Source organism: Campylobacter sp. IFREMER_LSEM_CL2151 (genome assembly GCF_025771725.1).
In the GTDB taxonomy this organism is placed as follows: domain Bacteria; phylum Campylobacterota; class Campylobacteria; order Campylobacterales; family Campylobacteraceae; genus Campylobacter_D; species Campylobacter_D lari_C.
In genome coordinates, this window is sequence record NZ_JAKMQT010000005.1 from 1 (window position 1) to 14863 (window position 14863).

Genomic DNA, 14863 nt, shown 5'->3' on the forward strand with positions numbered 1-14863 from the left:
TAAAAATTTGATATAATCTATCTTTAATTTAAAGAGAGATTTATGAAATTATATACCACGTCTAAAAGATTAAAAAAAAATGTTAAAAACTTTTATAAGATAACTTCATGCCATCTCTGCAAAAACATCGTTAAAGAAGGTATTTTTGTAGGTTGGGGTAGAAAAAAGTCAGGTTTAAAAGCCATAGAGCTAGCTAAAAAGCACAATGTAAAATTTTTGCTTTTAGAAGATGGCTTTTTGCGCTCATTAAATTTAGGTATAGACAATAGTCCAAGTTTTTCTATCGTCAAAGATGATGTGGGAATTTACTATGATGCGACTGCACCATCTAAACTTGAAAAGATTTTAAATACTTATGAGTTTAGTACCGAAGAACTAGAGCAAGCAAAAAAGGCCATAGAGCTTATAAAAAAAGAAAAACTTAGCAAGTATAATAATAATCTTTGCGTGCCAAAAGAGCTTTTTAGCGCTAACGAAGAACGCGTATTAATTATCACTCAAGTAGCAAATGACGCTTCTCTTAAATTTGGCTTAGCTGAGGGTTTTTCAACTCAAGATATCATAAATGATGCTATCAAAGAAAATCCAAATGCTAAAATATACATTAAAATTCATCCTGATGTTTTTAGCGGTAATAAACAAAGTGATTTTAACGCACAAGATTTACCAAGCAAATGTGTAGTTATAAAAGAAAATTATAATCCCGTAGAATTATTAAGCTATTTTAAAAAAGTCTATACCAAGACTTCTGGTATGGGCTTTGAAGCTTTGATGTTAGAACGCGAATGTGTGTGTTATGGCATGCCATTTTATGCAGGTTGGGGTTTGACTCAAGATAAACAAGCGTGCAAAAGAAGATTTAAAAAAAGAACTTTAGAAGAGGTTTTTTATGCTACTTATATTTTATATAGTGAGTATTTTAATCCTTACTTAAATCAAAAAAGTGATATTTTTGATACCATTTATACCCTAGCAAAGTATAAAAAGATAGAGCATGCTAATTCAAATACTTTGTATTTTTTAGGTTTTACTTTGTGGAAGCGTTGGTTTATGAAACCATTTTTTAAAGCCAAGAATAGTAAAATCATTTTTTTAAACTCACTAGAAGAACTTTACAAAGCGAATTTAAATCTTGAAGATAAAATTTTCATTTGGGGTAAAAAGCATGATAAAGCTTTACTAGCTAAAGATTTTAAAAATGCAATTTTTCTAGTAGAAGATGGCTTTTTACGCTCTGTTTTTTTAGGTTCAGATCTTACACGTCCTTTTTCTTTGATAGTAGATAGTAAAGGCTTGTATGTTGATCCAAGTAAGCCAAGTGATTTAGAAGATATTTTGCAAAATCACATTTTCGATGAAAGCTTAAAACAAAGAGCTAAAAAACTCATCACTACCATTACACACAATAAATTTTCAAAGTATAATGGTTTAAAACATGAAGCATTAAATTTTAATACAAATAAAAAAGTTATTTTAATCCCAGCTCAAGTAGAAGATGATGTTTCTATGATCTTAGGTGGTGCAGGTTGTGATACCTTAAAACTTTTACAATGTGTAAGAGAGGCCAACGAAAATGCCTTCATAGTTTTTAAACCTCACCCTGATGTTTTAAGCGGTAACCGCAAAGGTTTAAAAGATAAAAACATTATTTTAAAATATTGTGATGAAATTATAGAAAATGTCAGTATAGATAGTGCTATAAATGCATGTGATGAAGTGCATACCATAACCTCTACAAGCGGTTTTGACGCTCTTTTGCGTGGTAAAAAAGTTGTGGTCTATGGTAAGCCTTTTTATGCAGGTTGGGGTTTGACAAGCGATTTACATGAAATTCCAAGACGCACAAGAATGCTTAGTTTAGAAGAGCTTGTTGCTGGCGTTTTGATCCTTTATCCAAGATACATCCATCCAAAAAGTAAAAATTTATGTGAAGTTGAGCTTGCATTAGATATAATGTTAAAAATGCAAAAAGATTATTTTTCTAAATTTTATTTGCGTTGGTTTATAGATATAAGAATTTATATATTAAGAAAAATAAGAAGATTAGTAGAATTTATTTTGATTAGATGAATTTAAGTAAAAAGTTAAAAAAATTTTCTGGTAAAAATGTTTTATTGCTCCAAGGGCCTGTGGGAGGGTTTTTTCGTAAAATTGCTACAAAAATTCCAAAAGCTAAGGTTTATAAAGTAAATTTTAATGGAGGGGATTTTTTCTTTTATCCTTTTAAAAGTATTAATTATACTAAAAGTTTAGCCGAGCTTGAAGACTTTTATAAAAAGCTTTTTGAAGAAAAACAAATTCAAGTTATCTTGATGTATAATGATTGTAGAAAAGTACATGAGATAGCCATTAGTGTTGCTAAGCAAATGGGTATTGAAGTATGGATTTTTGAAGAAGGTTATATAAGACCAAACTTCATTACTTTTGAAAAAGATGGAGTGAATGCAAACTCCACTTTACCAAGAGAAAAAGAATTTTATCTAAGTCAGAAAAAATTTGATAAAGATTTTAAATTTAAAACCTTCTCAAGCACTTTTAAAAATATGGCCTTTGCTTCATTTTTATACTGGCTTTTTGCTTTTTTATTTTCTTGGTATTTTAACAATTCTTTACATCATAGAAGTTTAAAATTATTTGACTTTTTACCTTGGCTTTGTTCAGTATATAGAAAAAACAAATACAAAATCACAGAAAAAAGTTTAAATGAAAAAATTCTTTCTCTAAAACAAAAGTATTTTTTAGCTATTTTGCAAGTGCATAATGATACTCAACTATCTCATCATTATAAAAAAACTACAGAAAAATTTATAGAAGAAGTGATCATCTCTTTTGCTAATCATGCTAAGGCAAAGTCATATCTAGTTTTTAAACATCATCCTATGGATCGTGGCTATAGAGACTATGCTAAACTTATAGAAGATTTGAGTTTAAAATACAATGTTGAGGGTAGAATTTTATATATACATGATTTGCATTTGCCTACGCTTTTAGTTAATGCAAGAGGTACTATAGTTATAAATAGTACAGTAGGACTTTCTGCTTTATATCACAATAGCCCTTTAAAAGTTATGGGAAAAGCATTTTATGATATTGAAGGTTTGACTTATCAAAAAAGCTTGCATACTTTTTGGAAAGAATGCAGAGCTTATAAACCTGATGCGGTTTTGCATGCTAAATTTAGAAACTATGTGATATATAAAACTCAAATTAATGGAAATTTTTTCAAAAATACTAGTTTAGATTAAAATTTCTTTTTATAGTTTTTTGCAATTTTTTTTAGTTTAAAAGGTAAGCTTAAATAGCCTATTTTAAAAGGAGTTCTTGAAGCTTGTAAAAGTGCATTGCCTAAAAGATAAGGCAAATGTGTTTTGGCTATTTGAGCGTGTTTATAGTCTGCATAAGCTTTTAGTGGAGGCAGATTTTTTTGTTCTTTTTGATTTTTAAAATGCTCTTTTTTGATTTTTCTTAGTTCAAAAGGTATTTTAAAATATCCTAGATAACTTTTACTATTTTTCATGATAGCTTCCCCAAGCTTATAGCTTAGTCTTTCTTTTATCCTTAAGATAGCTCCATAAAGTTTATTGTTTTGGTGGATGAATATTTCATATTCATTTTTTAAGCCTTTGTGATTTAAAAAACACAAAAGATTATGATTTTGACTTTGTAAAAATGTTTGCATATCAAGTTTTTTTAGTTCATGGTATTCTAGCACTAATTCTTTATAAAATGCTATAGGTGGTATTAAAGAATCATGGGTATTTACAAGATAATTTTTACATTCAATTTTTTTATCATTATCATTTTCTAAAAGTAAAATTCCTATTAAGTCCACATAATCAAGCCTTGGTGTTTTTTTATTTGCTATGCTTAAGCCTGAACTTTCTTCACTTTGCTTGATAATTTGCATATTAACATACAAAAATGTTTGCTCATCACAAATTGCTTTTTCATTTTGTATATCTTGAAAAGTATTGATAAGTCCAAAATTTTTTATTAATTTAAAAGATGAGTTTTCAATACTTATAGATGATATGGCATGGGTTGATGAGTTAGTGTGATTCCAAGTATGTATGCCTAAGATTTGATAGTTTTTTAACTCTTTTGGAAAAACGATTTTTTCACTAGCTTTAATCTTTGTAGTTTTTTCGCAAAAAAATGAGTTTTTATACTCTATTTTAGTTGAATTTGAAGGTGCAAAGATATGGTATTTTCTTTTTGAGCAAATGATATTTTCTTTGGATTTTTTAAAGCTATGTAAATTTTTAATGATGTTTTTTCCAAGTTCTTGCATAGCTAGTGGCATGGAGTGGAATTTATAGTTTTGATCAAAATCATAAAGATTATTTTTTTGATAGTAAAAGTCTACATCGATTAGATTAAAACCATAATACGCACAATTTTTCCTATGAGCTTCATTGATAGCTTTTGATTTGTCATTGTAAGCTGGTATGGGGAGTATAAGCACTATGGTAATTTTGTTTGCTTTGTAAAGTTCTTCATAAAAATAGTCAATATTTCTAAGTATAATATTTAAACTCATAGGACTTAGATAATCGTTGATATTTGATTCGCTGATGATGTAATCACTTTTATTTATAGTATCTTTATGGCGTATTAACTCATAAAGATTTTGCAAAGAAGTGCTAAGCCCTAAAGCGTAATTATGTAGCGTAATGTCTTTATTTTCAAGACCTATTCTAAGACCATTTTTAACTACACTATTGCTACCACCTAGTAAGATTATATTCATAAGTTCTTTCTTGATTTTATAATTTTTTATTTATTTTATAAAATATTTTTTAATGAATAATTTCAGAGTAAAAACACCTCATTTTGCCTTTAAATAAGCATTTGACAAAGATAACAACTTTAGCTATATTTTTAAATTCATTTTGAGTTTATTTGGGATTTTAATGGATAAATTGTGTCAAAAAAGAGATGTTTTTTATATAGCTGGTTATGATCCTAGAGGATATAGGCATTATTATGCTATGTTTAAAAAAAATTTAACCGAGCAAAATATACTTTTAAATTATGATTATACTTTATCAAAAGCTCAGGTTGATGCATATGCTTTTTGGCAAATTCAAACCCCACATACAAGTACTACTTATACCTTTTTAAGCTGGAATGATATAGTCAAAAAAAACTGGTCAGAAGGTATAAAAGATGCTTTGAGTGATTGTTATAGTTTTTTTAGAATTTATACCATCACAGGGCTTTTTTTAAAATTTGGTAAAGAATCCCCGCACCAACTTATCACAGGTTATTATCCATTTTTTTATGTACTTTTGAGTTTGATTTTTACTTTATTTTGTGCTTTTGGAAGTTTGTTTTATTTGCAAAATTTTCATATTGTTTTGGGAATTTTAGCATTTATTTTATCATTAGTATTTTTGCCAAAAATGCTTTATAAACTAGGCAAGAAATTAGCTGTTTTTTGGATAGCTAGAATTTGTTCTTTTTGTGCAAACTGGGAGAAAAATTCTCAAGGTGAACTTGAATTAAGAATGGATGATTTTGCTAGGGTTATTTTTGAAAAACTAAAAGAAAATGTAAATGATAAAAACTATGAGCTCATCTTAAGCGCACATAGTGTAGGAACGGTACTTTGTATAAATGTTTTAGCAAAAGTGCTTAGAAAATGTGAAAAAGAAAATATTTCTTTTGAAAATTTAAAGGTTTTAACTTTAGGTGAGTGCATACCTTTGGTAAGCTATCAAAAAAGATCTTTTGGGTTTAGAAAAGACTTAGAATATTTAGGAAGTAAAAATTTAATATGGTATGATTTTACCTCTATTATCGATGGGGCTTGTTTTGCACAAGTTGATTTTATACGCACAAGTGGAGTAAAAGCACAATTTAGTCCAAAATACCTTTCGGCTAAATTTCATACCTTATATAAAAGTAAAGATTATAAAAAAATCAAAAAAGACAAATATAAAGCACATTTTTTATATTTATTTGCCACACAAATTCAAGGGGTGTATAACTTTTTTGAATTTGTCATAGGCAAAAATAAATTAGAAGAAAAAATCAAATAGGAGAAAAACATGGGTCAGTGTCCTTTTCATCCAAAGCCTTATAAAAATAAAGCTTCTACATTAACTACTTTTTTACTAAAAAGAAGATCTTGGCTTGATGGACTTTATGAGCGAAGCTATAAAATGATGATGGGTAGAGTAAAAATGCCTGGCTTTGATCTATATGTAGTAAATGATCCAAAAGAAGTTAGACGCATTATGGTAGATGAGGTTAGAGAATACCCAAAAAGCCAACTTTTACATGAGCTTTTAGAGCCACTTTTGGGCATAAGCATTTTTACAACTAATGATAGAGTATGGGAAAAGCAAAGAGAGCTTTTAAGACCTTCTTTTGAAATGACAAGGATTTCTAAGGTTTTTAATTTGATGAGTGAAGCAGCTTCTGATATGATGGCAAGATTTGCAAAGTATGAAGATAAAGCGATTATAGAAGTAGATGAAGCTATGACTTTTGTGACTGCAGATGTGATTTTTAGAACTATCATGTCATCAAAACTTGATGAGCAAAAAGGTAAACTTGTTTTGGATGCTTTTGTAACTGTGCAAGAAGAAACAGTTAAAACAGCTATGCGAAGAATGTTTCGTTTCCCAACTTGGCTTTCAAATCTTTTGGGCGAGAGAAAAAGACTTAAAGCAGGTGGAGTTATACGCAAGGTTTTATCAGATATTATAAAGCCAAGATATGATAATGCCCTAAATGATCAAGGAAAATATGAAGATATTTTATCATCTTTACTTATGGTGGTAGATGCAGATACCAATGAGAGATTTTCTTTTGATGAAATTTTAGACCAAGTTGCCATGCTTTTCTTAGCAGGCCATGAGACTACTGCAAGCTCGCTAACTTGGACGCTATATATTTTAAGTATTTCTCCAAATGAGCAACAAAAAGCTTATGAAGAAATCATGCAAGTTGCAGGTGATGAGGAGTTTAAAATAGAGCATATTAGAGCGATGAAATATCTTACAAATGTGTTTAAAGAAAGTTTAAGACTTTATCCGCCAGTTGGCTTTTTTGCTAGAGAAGCAAGAAATGATAACAAAATGAGAGATAAGCTCATCAAAAAAGGCTCAGGCGTAGTGGTAGCTCCATGGCTTATCCATAGACATGATAGTTTTTGGGAAAATCCGCATGAGTTTGATCCAAGTCGCCATGAAGATAAAAGCAAGATTAAAAAAGACACTTATATGCCTTTTGGTATGGGAGAGCGTGTGTGTATAGGGCAGGGCTTTGCTATGCAAGAGGCTGTTTTGATTTTAGCTAATATTTTAAGGACTTATAAGTTAGAATTAGAAGAAAATTTTGTACCTGATATAGTAGGAAGACTGACTATAAGATCAGCAAATGGTATGAATATAAGATTTATAAAAAGGCAAAAATGAAAGAAAAATTAGCAGGAACCATACTGCTTTGTGCTATCGTTCCTTTAGCGGTGATTAGTTATCTTTTTATTGTTATAGTAGGTACTTTTGGTAATCCTGCTAGGGTTAGACAAGGTGTGAGAGCACTTGATCATTTTGTCAATGCTACTTTGTTTAATGGTTATGCTTGGGAGTCTTTATCATCTCATGCTTGGAGAGAACGTGATAAAAGATGGGCTAAAATAGTTATTAAAATCACAGATTTTTTTGACAAAAATCATTGCCAAAAGGCAAATAAAAGAGAACAACCTATAGTGGATTTAGTTTTAGAAAGAAAGCTTACCGAACAAACTGTCGGTAAGCAACTTTAATTTTCTCCAAATAAAGCTTTAAGATTTTTAAATGCTTCTTCTTGGTTATTAGTTTTATCTTCATTATTTACTTCATTAAGCTCTATCTCATATCTAAGAAGCATGCTAGCTAAGCGTATATTAATACCACTTTTTCCTATGGCTTTGCTTTTTTGCTCACTATTTAGCGTTACAATAGCCTTTTTATCTTCAATACTAACTGAGTTTATAATGGCTGGAGCTAAGCTTCTTGTGATTAAAATTGCCATTTCATTAGAATACTCAATGCAGTCGATATTTTCATTTTTTAATTCTTTGCTTACAGCATTGATTCTAACTCCTTTTATGCCCACAGTTGCTCCTACTGCATCAACGCTTGGACTATTAGCTTGCAAGATGATTTTTGCTCTCTCGCCTGGAATTCTTGCACTTGCATAAATATTTATAAGACCATCTTTGATTTCAGGGACTTCAGCTTTTAATAAAGCTTCTAAAAATTTAGGGCTAGTTCTACTAAGCTCCATTCTCATACCTGATTTATCAATATATACATGTCTAATAACAGCCTTAATCACATCGCCAACTTTAAATTTTTCACCTTTGATACGATTTTTTCTAGGTAAATATGCACGAAACTCATCAATTTCTACATAAGTATTTTCTTCACTATCTACTCTTACTACGCTACCAAAAACCATATGTCCTACCATTTTTTGGTATTTTTCATAGATTTTTTCTTCTAAGAGTTTTTGTATATTGTATTCTAATTCTTTATGTAAGATATTTACAGCAGTACGACCTAAATTTTCCAAAGAACATTCATAAGTTAGCTCATCACCAATTTCTACATCTTTAGCTTCCACTCTTGCTTTACTTAAAGCGATAAAATGCTCATTTTCATTTTCTAATCTTTCATCATTATCAGCTACTACGATGATTTTTTGGTAAAGTTGTAAATTTTTACCTGAATCAACAAAAAATTCATACTTATCACCATAAATTTTCTTAGCAGTATTAATAAGCGCTTTTTTAACTCTTTCTCTGACATCTTCTATTTGTAAATTTTTCTCATTAGCAATGGATTCAATTATATCTGTGATTTTTTCCATAATGACAATACAACCTTAATTTTGGATTTTAAAAGTTTGAAGAATAAAATTATATCTTTAATAAGTTTAATTAAAAGTAAAATTTGCTATAATTTCAGATTAAAAAAACTTGAGGATGATGATATGGATTTAAAAATAGCAAGAACCTCTGTTGATGAAAAGCCAAAAAGTATAAGTTTAGAAAGTATTGAAAAGGCTGTAGATAAAGAAGGTCAAAAATTTTTCTATTTTGATAAAGACAATGCACATAAGCAATTAATTGCTTTGGTAGAGCATTTTGAAAAAAAAGGAAAATGTGTTTATCATAGAACGATCAAATATGGTTTAGATGATACAGATTTTATGTATGAGGTACACATTCTTTGAGTAAAAAACTTTTTATACAAACTTTAGGTTGTGCTATGAATGTGCGTGATTCAGAGCATATGATAGCCGAACTTAAAGAAAAAGAAAATTATGAATTAACTCAAGATGCAAAAGAAGCAGATTTGATTTTAATCAATACTTGCTCAGTGCGTGAAAAGCCTGTGCATAAGCTTTTTTCAGAAGTTGGTAGTTTTGAAAAAATCAAAAAAAATGGAGCTAAAATAGGAGTTTGTGGTTGCACCGCTTCACATTTGGGAGATGAGATTTTTAAGCGTGCTCCAAATGTGGATTTTGTTTTGGGTGCTAGAAATGTTTCTAAAATCACAAAGGCTGTAAATACGCCAAAATTTTTAGGCAATGATATAGATTTTGATGAGAGTAATTATGCTTTTGCAGATTTTAGAAATAGTCTTTATAAGACTTATATTAATATCTCCATAGGTTGTGATAAACATTGTACTTATTGTATAGTGCCTCATACAAGAGGAGATGAGATTTCTATACCTTTTGAGATTATTAAAAATGAAGCATTAAAAGCTGTTTCTAAAGGTGCTAAAGAGATTTTTTTACTAGGACAAAATGTTAATAATTATGGCAAAAGATTTTCTAATGCACATGAAAAGATTAATTTTTCAGATCTTTTAGAAAGACTAAGTGAAATTGAAGGTCTAGAGCGTATCCGCTTTACAAGCCCACATCCATTGCATATGGATGATAGATTTTTAGAGGTTTTTTCTAAAAATCCTAAAGTGTGTAAGTCTATGCATATGCCTTTACAAAGTGGTTCGAGTGAAATTTTAAAAGCTATGAAACGTGGTTATACTAAAGAGTGGTATTTAGATAGAGCATTGAAATTGCGTTCTATGTGTGAGGATGTGAGTATTTCTACTGATGTGATTGTAGCTTTTCCAGGTGAGAGTGATAAAGATTTTGAAGATACTATGGATGTACTTGAAAAAGTGCGTTTTGAACAAATGTTTTCTTTTAAATACTCTAAAAGACCACTAACTAAAGCTGCAACTATGCCAAATCAAATTCCTGATGATATAGCTTCAAAACGCTTGAGTATTTTACAAGCTAGACATACAGAAATTTTAGATGAAATTGTTGCAAAACAAAAAGATAAAGAATTTGAAGTTTTATTTGAAGAATTAAGAAGTGAAGGTTTTGTAGCAGGTAGAAGTGATAATAACTTTTTGATTCAAGTTAAAGGTAGTGAAGAGTTATTAGGACAAATGAAAAAAGTAAAAATCACCAATCCTAGGCGTATGGTGTTAAATGGCGAAATCCTTTAAGATTAATCTTTTAGCTTTTGGAATTTTTTTATTACAATGGCTGATTTTTTTAACTTGTAGAAAGGTTTATTTAGGGCAAAAGCTTCCAAAAAGATCATGTGTGATACTTTTTTGGCATGGGCGTCTTGCTCTCATGCCTTTTGCCTATCGTAAAATGGGTATTAAAGGAAAAAAGGCTTATGTGATGATTTCACACCATAAAGATGGAGAAATCATTGCTAGAAATATTACTTTTTTTGGTTTGGATACTTTAAGAGGTAGTACAAGTAAAGGTGCTTTGGCTTTATTAAAACAATCTTTTAAAATTTTAGATCAAGGCGATGATGTGATTATCACTCCAGATGGGCCAAGAGGACCTTATCATAGTGTTTCAGATGGTTCTGTGATGATAGCTTTGAAAAAAAATGCTCCACTTTTTTTGCTAAATTATGAAGCAAGCTCTTTTTGGGAATTTAAAAGTTGGGATAAAATGATCTTACCTAAACCTTTTTCTAAGATTACCTATAGACTAAGTGAAGAAATCAAAATACAAAATTTAAATTTAGAAGAAGCTAAAGTATTGATAAAAGAAAAATTTGATATGATAAGTCAAATAGACAAAGGATAAACACTATGTTATCTTTTTTTAGAAAGTATATTTTACAACTTTTAGTTTGTATTTGCTATGATGAAAAACAATACATTATAAGATGTCATACTTGGAAAAAATCCCAAGCTGTTGATACTTTTGAAAAAAGCTTTGAAGATAAAGAAAAAGCCATAGAATATGTAAAAAATTTAACTAAAGATTTTCAAATTTATTATATATGTACTTTTTTTACTCCTATTGCTCAAGGCGTTGTGCCAAGCTCAAATTTTAAAGATCTTTCCAATTTTGGTGTCGATGCAAGTAGTGTCAAATGTATTTCTTTTAATAATGGTTTATTGTATGCATCTAATCATTCTTTAAGCTCATATGAACAAGATTATGAGGTTTTTGGCGGTTTGGATTTGCTTTATTCGCCTTTTTCTTTGCTTTATCATTGTATGGCAAATAGAGGTTTTGAAGAAAAAATAGGTCTTTATGTATATAGATACCATGATTTTGTTGCGATGTTAATTTGTAAAAATGAAGCTATATTGTTTGGAAGTTATTTTAATATAGCTAGTCAAAATTATGATGAAGATGATTTTTTTGATGATATTAAAGAAGAATTTGATTTACAAATTGATGATGAAAATCAAGAAGAAGAAAATGAGCAAAATTATGATTTAAAAAGTTTAGAAGAAATGAGTCAAGAGCTTGATAAACTTGAGGAATTAGATGAAGAAAAAGAAGAGCTTCCTATCGAGTCTTTAGAAAATTTTAGCTCAGATATGAAAATGATAGAATACATCATTTCAAGTGTAAAAGAATTTTATCAAAATCCTTTGTATGATAATAGCTTTTTAGAAGAAATTGTGATTTTTGATGAGGAAAGTTTTAGCCCAACCTCGCTTGATTATTTAGAAAATGAGCTTTTTATAAAACCTAAAGTAGAACTTGTAGATACTTTAAATTTGATGAATGAACTTATGGTGAAGGACTTAAAACTATGAGATATAGTCTAATCAAACCTAAGATAAAACCTGTTTTTAATCTTTTTACTAGAATTTGGATTTATTTTACTAGTATTAGTGTTGCTTTGATTTTTGTAGTATTTATTGTGGTTGTTTTTAAAAGCTATTATGCGTCTGTACAACTTGATAATAAAAAAGAAGAATTAGCTCAAATCATAGCTCAAATTAATGCTAATAAGCTTAAATATCAAGAATTAGTAAGACAAAATGATAAAGCAGAGTTGATTTTGGGAGATTTAGAGCAAGAGCAAGAAAATGGTAAAAATAAAGTTTTATTAAAAAGTATTCAAAATCTTTTTACTCTAGTGCCTAAAAATATATCTTTAGATGAGGTTTTAATGGAAGATAGATCGCTTATTTTAAGAGGCATTACACCTACTAAAGAAATGTTTGCATTATTATTAGAGGCTCCATTAAGAAGTATTTTTTCCAATTCTCAAACAAGTTATTATCAATTAGAAAATGGGTGGTATCGCTTTGTAAGTGTAAATATCACTATACCAGAGGAAATGTATGAGCAAAAACGATAAGAGCTTAGAAGAAGCTGATGTATTAAAGATATTAATTTATTCTTTTTCATTTGTAGCGCTTTGTGCGATTTTGATTTTATTTTTAATCGTGCCTTTTTTGAAAGATTATAAAATCGAACATTCAAGATTAGCAACCCAGCAAATTCAAAATACTAAAGCAATAAATGAGTTGCAAGCTTTAGAAAAAGTTATTGATGAGTTTCAAAAGGTAAATGCGCAAAATTTAGCTCAAATCAATGCAGAATTTTCACAAAAAGAATTATTAGAATTTATGAAAAATTACTTTGATGATGTTAAAATCAATCTCATTCCCATTAAAAAAGAGCAAGAGTATTTAAAATACCAATTTGGAGCTAATGTAAAGATGAAAAATCCTCAAGCTTTTTATTCTTTTTTAAATGATTTGCAAAGATATAAAAATTTAATAGAAGTTAGCACTCCTGTGGAGTTTAAATCCGAAGAAAAACACATTAATCTTAAATTTAAGATCAAAGTGTTTTACGCACAAGCTATTCAAAGATGATTACTTCATTATTTTGATAAGGAGTAGCTTTTTCTTCTTTATCATCTTGTTTTGCATCTTGAACTTCTGAGCTTTCTTGTGTTTTTGGTTCTTCTTTGATTTCTTTTACACTAGTTTTTAAACTAGATGTGATTTCTTTATAAAAAGCAACAAAAACTTTATCAATTTCTAAAGCGCTAGCCGCAAGACTTTCATTAAGCTGAGTAGGAACAGCACTGTATACCTCTCTAAAGCTTTCTATGCTTGCTTGACCTTTTATAGGATAATTTAAAATAATAGGATCATTTAGTTTTGCCGAGCTTGTTGTGCTTTGAAAAGTATCTTCTTGATGTAAATTATTTAAATGACTTTGAGCTTCTAAAATAATCATAAAAGAAGACTCCACACTATCGCCTCCAAGACTTGAATTTCTTGTAACCTTATCTTCATATAAATTAGCATTAATAACTATATTAAAAGCATAATCAGGATTTTCATTATCTATAGTATATCCTTTACTTTGAAGCAATGCTTTGCTATCTTCTAAAAGTTGTTTTTTGAGTAATTCTAAGCTTTTATTAATTCTTTGATTTAGAGTAGATTGCTCAAAATATGAACTATAAAAAGTACTTTTTATAATTTCTACATCATTGATTTTGACTTTAGGACTATTAGCATTTGTATGGTTGTGTTCTTCAAAAGTGCTTTTAAAATTTGGCATAGAAATATAATAAGTTTTTTGATTACCGGCGCAAGCACTTAAAAATAAAATTATGCTAAAAAATAATAATATTTTTTTCATTATTCTCTCCTTGTGATTTTTATAATTATAACAATTTTTTGCTATATTATATGTTTTATAATAAGGGCTTTTTATGGAATTTTGGCAAAATATTTATGCAAATTTTGATGTAGTGGCTTTTGAAATTTTTGGTTTAAAAGTGCATTGGTATGGCATTATGTATGTGCTAGCCTTGCTTGTTGCTTTAATGGTTGCAAAATACTATGCGATTAAAGACAATATGGGAATTTCTAAAGCTATGCTTGATAGCTATTTTATATGGGTAGAAATAGGGGTGATTTTAGGTGCAAGAATAGGCTATATTTTAATTTATGATGCGCATACTTTATGGTATCTTACACATCCTTGGCAAATTTTTAATCCCTTTTATAATGGAGAATTTGTAGGGATTAGGGGTATGAGTTATCATGGAGCTGTTGTGGGATTTTTGATAGCAACTTATGCTTTTTGCAAAAAAAATAAGCAGAATTTATGGAAATATTTAGATTTAGTTGCTATTAGTGTGCCATGTGGATATATTTTTGGTCGTATCGGAAATTTTTTAAATCAAGAGTTATTTGGTAGAGCTACAGAAGTGCCTTGGGGTATTTATGTAGATGGGATATTGCGTCATCCTTCACAACTTTATGAAGCATTTTTAGAAGGTTTTGTGGTTTTTGCTATTTTATTACTAATAAAAAAATATAAAAAATACAATGGAGAACTGATTGCTTACTATACGATTTTATATGCCCTAGCGCGCTTTGTATGCGAGTTTTTTAGAGAGCCTGATTTTGGTATAGGCTTTGTTGCTTTTGGTATGAGTATGGGTCAGATATTGAGCTTATTAATGTTTTTATTAGGACTATTTTTATCTTTTTATTTAAGAAATATTAAAAAAAATTTATAAATTTTTATTTATTTT

The 14863-nt window shown here is 29.1% G+C and carries 15 protein-coding genes; 12 read left to right on the forward strand and 3 right to left on the reverse strand.

The genetic code is table 11. The features are described from left to right. Positions 1 to 42: 42 nt before the first annotated feature. Positions 43 to 2070 carry a capsular polysaccharide biosynthesis protein gene (locus tag L8V82_RS04705; protein ID WP_263724173.1) on the forward strand — a complete coding sequence of 676 codons (2028 nt, stop codon included), beginning with the start codon at positions 43 to 45 and terminating at the stop codon, positions 2068 to 2070. Beyond that, positions 2067 to 3245 carry a capsule biosynthesis protein gene (locus tag L8V82_RS04710; protein WP_263724174.1) on the forward strand — a complete coding sequence of 393 codons (1179 nt, stop codon included), beginning with the start codon at positions 2067 to 2069 and terminating at the stop codon, positions 3243 to 3245. The genes L8V82_RS04705 and L8V82_RS04710 overlap by 4 nt, the downstream gene beginning before the upstream one ends. Here the strand turns inward: L8V82_RS04710 and L8V82_RS04715 are convergent. Further along, positions 3242 to 4750, reverse strand: coding sequence for an SGNH/GDSL hydrolase family protein (locus L8V82_RS04715; protein WP_263724175.1), 1509 nt, complete (start codon positions 4748 to 4750; stop codon positions 3242 to 3244). The genes L8V82_RS04710 and L8V82_RS04715 overlap by 4 nt on opposite strands. 163 nt (positions 4751 to 4913) lie before the next feature. Here L8V82_RS04715 and L8V82_RS04720 point away from each other — a divergent pair, with 163 nt between their 5' ends. Genes L8V82_RS04720 through L8V82_RS04730 form a run of 3 tightly spaced genes read left to right on the forward strand, consistent with a single transcriptional unit; the run spans position 4914 to position 7777 of the window. Beyond that, complete coding sequence (locus L8V82_RS04720) at positions 4914 to 6044, forward strand: DUF829 domain-containing protein (protein ID WP_263724176.1); 1131 nt, start codon at positions 4914 to 4916, stop codon at positions 6042 to 6044. A gap of 9 nt (positions 6045 to 6053) precedes the next feature. Beyond that, positions 6054 to 7427, forward strand: coding sequence for a cytochrome P450 (locus L8V82_RS04725; RefSeq protein WP_263724177.1), 1374 nt, complete (start codon positions 6054 to 6056; stop codon positions 7425 to 7427). Beyond that, a complete protein-coding gene (locus tag L8V82_RS04730; RefSeq protein WP_039627957.1) occupies positions 7424 to 7777 on the forward strand; it encodes a membrane protein in 354 nt (117 codons plus the stop codon). Before L8V82_RS04725 ends, L8V82_RS04730 begins: the two co-directional genes overlap by 4 nt. Here the strand turns inward: L8V82_RS04730 and nusA are convergent. Continuing rightward, positions 7774 to 8865: a transcription termination factor NusA gene (gene nusA / locus L8V82_RS04735; protein WP_263724178.1), complete on the reverse strand. Its 1092-nt coding sequence runs from the start codon at positions 8863 to 8865 to the stop codon at positions 7774 to 7776. The two genes, L8V82_RS04730 and nusA, sit on opposite strands and share 4 nt — an antisense overlap. Before the next feature lie 123 nt (positions 8866 to 8988). Between nusA and L8V82_RS04740 the strand changes: the two genes are divergently transcribed. The 6 genes from L8V82_RS04740 to L8V82_RS04765 are packed head-to-tail and all read left to right on the forward strand — an operon-like array spanning position 8989 to position 13178. Continuing rightward, positions 8989 to 9231, forward strand: coding sequence for an HP0268 family nuclease (locus tag L8V82_RS04740; protein WP_039617566.1), 243 nt, complete (start codon positions 8989 to 8991; stop codon positions 9229 to 9231). Beyond that, on the forward strand, positions 9228 to 10526 hold the full coding sequence (gene miaB, locus L8V82_RS04745; RefSeq protein ID WP_263724179.1) for a tRNA (N6-isopentenyl adenosine(37)-C2)-methylthiotransferase MiaB: 1299 nt from the start codon (positions 9228 to 9230) through the stop codon (positions 10524 to 10526). The genes L8V82_RS04740 and miaB overlap by 4 nt, the downstream gene beginning before the upstream one ends. Continuing rightward, the gene (locus L8V82_RS04750; protein WP_263724180.1) at positions 10510 to 11133 is read left to right on the forward strand and encodes a lysophospholipid acyltransferase family protein; all 624 of its coding nucleotides are present in this window, start codon (positions 10510 to 10512) and stop codon (positions 11131 to 11133) included. Before miaB ends, L8V82_RS04750 begins: the two co-directional genes overlap by 17 nt. A 5-nt stretch (positions 11134 to 11138) precedes the next feature. Further along, complete coding sequence (locus L8V82_RS04755) at positions 11139 to 12104, forward strand: hypothetical protein (RefSeq protein ID WP_263724181.1); 966 nt, start codon at positions 11139 to 11141, stop codon at positions 12102 to 12104. Continuing rightward, a complete protein-coding gene (locus L8V82_RS04760; protein ID WP_039627963.1) occupies positions 12101 to 12655 on the forward strand; it encodes a hypothetical protein in 555 nt (184 codons plus the stop codon). Before L8V82_RS04755 ends, L8V82_RS04760 begins: the two co-directional genes overlap by 4 nt. Continuing rightward, positions 12639 to 13178 carry a hypothetical protein gene (locus L8V82_RS04765; protein ID WP_257938602.1) on the forward strand — a complete coding sequence of 180 codons (540 nt, stop codon included), beginning with the start codon at positions 12639 to 12641 and terminating at the stop codon, positions 13176 to 13178. Before L8V82_RS04760 ends, L8V82_RS04765 begins: the two co-directional genes overlap by 17 nt. On the opposite strand, the gene L8V82_RS04770 is transcribed toward L8V82_RS04765, so the two are convergent. Then, positions 13165 to 13959 carry a membrane lipoprotein lipid attachment site-containing protein gene (locus L8V82_RS04770; RefSeq protein WP_263724182.1) on the reverse strand — a complete coding sequence of 265 codons (795 nt, stop codon included), beginning with the start codon at positions 13957 to 13959 and terminating at the stop codon, positions 13165 to 13167. The two genes, L8V82_RS04765 and L8V82_RS04770, sit on opposite strands and share 14 nt — an antisense overlap. A 73-nt stretch (positions 13960 to 14032) precedes the next feature. Here L8V82_RS04770 and lgt point away from each other — a divergent pair, with 73 nt between their 5' ends. Next, a complete protein-coding gene (gene lgt / locus L8V82_RS04775) occupies positions 14033 to 14848 on the forward strand; it encodes a prolipoprotein diacylglyceryl transferase (protein ID WP_263668983.1) in 816 nt (271 codons plus the stop codon). The last annotated feature ends 15 nt before the right edge of the window (positions 14849 to 14863 follow it).

Excerpts from the sequence above, each read along its gene's own strand:
- L8V82_RS04715 (WP_263724175.1), bottom strand. The coding sequence starts at position 4,750 with ATGAATATAATCTTACTAGGTGGTAGCAATAGTGTAGTTAAAAATGGT.
- L8V82_RS04770 (WP_263724182.1), bottom strand. The coding sequence starts at position 13,959 with ATGAAAAAAATATTATTATTTTTTAGCATAATTTTATTTTTAAGTGCT.
- L8V82_RS04755 (WP_263724181.1), top strand. The coding sequence starts at position 11,139 with ATGTTATCTTTTTTTAGAAAGTATATTTTACAACTTTTAGTTTGTATT.
- L8V82_RS04765 (WP_257938602.1), top strand. The coding sequence starts at position 12,639 with ATGAGCAAAAACGATAAGAGCTTAGAAGAAGCTGATGTATTAAAGATA.
- L8V82_RS04750 (WP_263724180.1), top strand. The coding sequence starts at position 10,510 with ATGGCGAAATCCTTTAAGATTAATCTTTTAGCTTTTGGAATTTTTTTA.
- lgt (WP_263668983.1), top strand. The coding sequence starts at position 14,033 with ATGGAATTTTGGCAAAATATTTATGCAAATTTTGATGTAGTGGCTTTT.
- L8V82_RS04720 (WP_263724176.1), top strand. The coding sequence starts at position 4,914 with ATGGATAAATTGTGTCAAAAAAGAGATGTTTTTTATATAGCTGGTTAT.
- L8V82_RS04730 (WP_039627957.1), top strand. The coding sequence starts at position 7,424 with ATGAAAGAAAAATTAGCAGGAACCATACTGCTTTGTGCTATCGTTCCT.
- nusA (WP_263724178.1), bottom strand. The coding sequence starts at position 8,865 with ATGGAAAAAATCACAGATATAATTGAATCCATTGCTAATGAGAAAAAT.
- L8V82_RS04710 (WP_263724174.1), top strand. The coding sequence starts at position 2,067 with ATGAATTTAAGTAAAAAGTTAAAAAAATTTTCTGGTAAAAATGTTTTA.
- L8V82_RS04740 (WP_039617566.1), top strand. The coding sequence starts at position 8,989 with ATGGATTTAAAAATAGCAAGAACCTCTGTTGATGAAAAGCCAAAAAGT.
- L8V82_RS04705 (WP_263724173.1), top strand. The coding sequence starts at position 43 with ATGAAATTATATACCACGTCTAAAAGATTAAAAAAAAATGTTAAAAAC.
- L8V82_RS04725 (WP_263724177.1), top strand. The coding sequence starts at position 6,054 with ATGGGTCAGTGTCCTTTTCATCCAAAGCCTTATAAAAATAAAGCTTCT.
- L8V82_RS04760 (WP_039627963.1), top strand. The coding sequence starts at position 12,101 with ATGAGATATAGTCTAATCAAACCTAAGATAAAACCTGTTTTTAATCTT.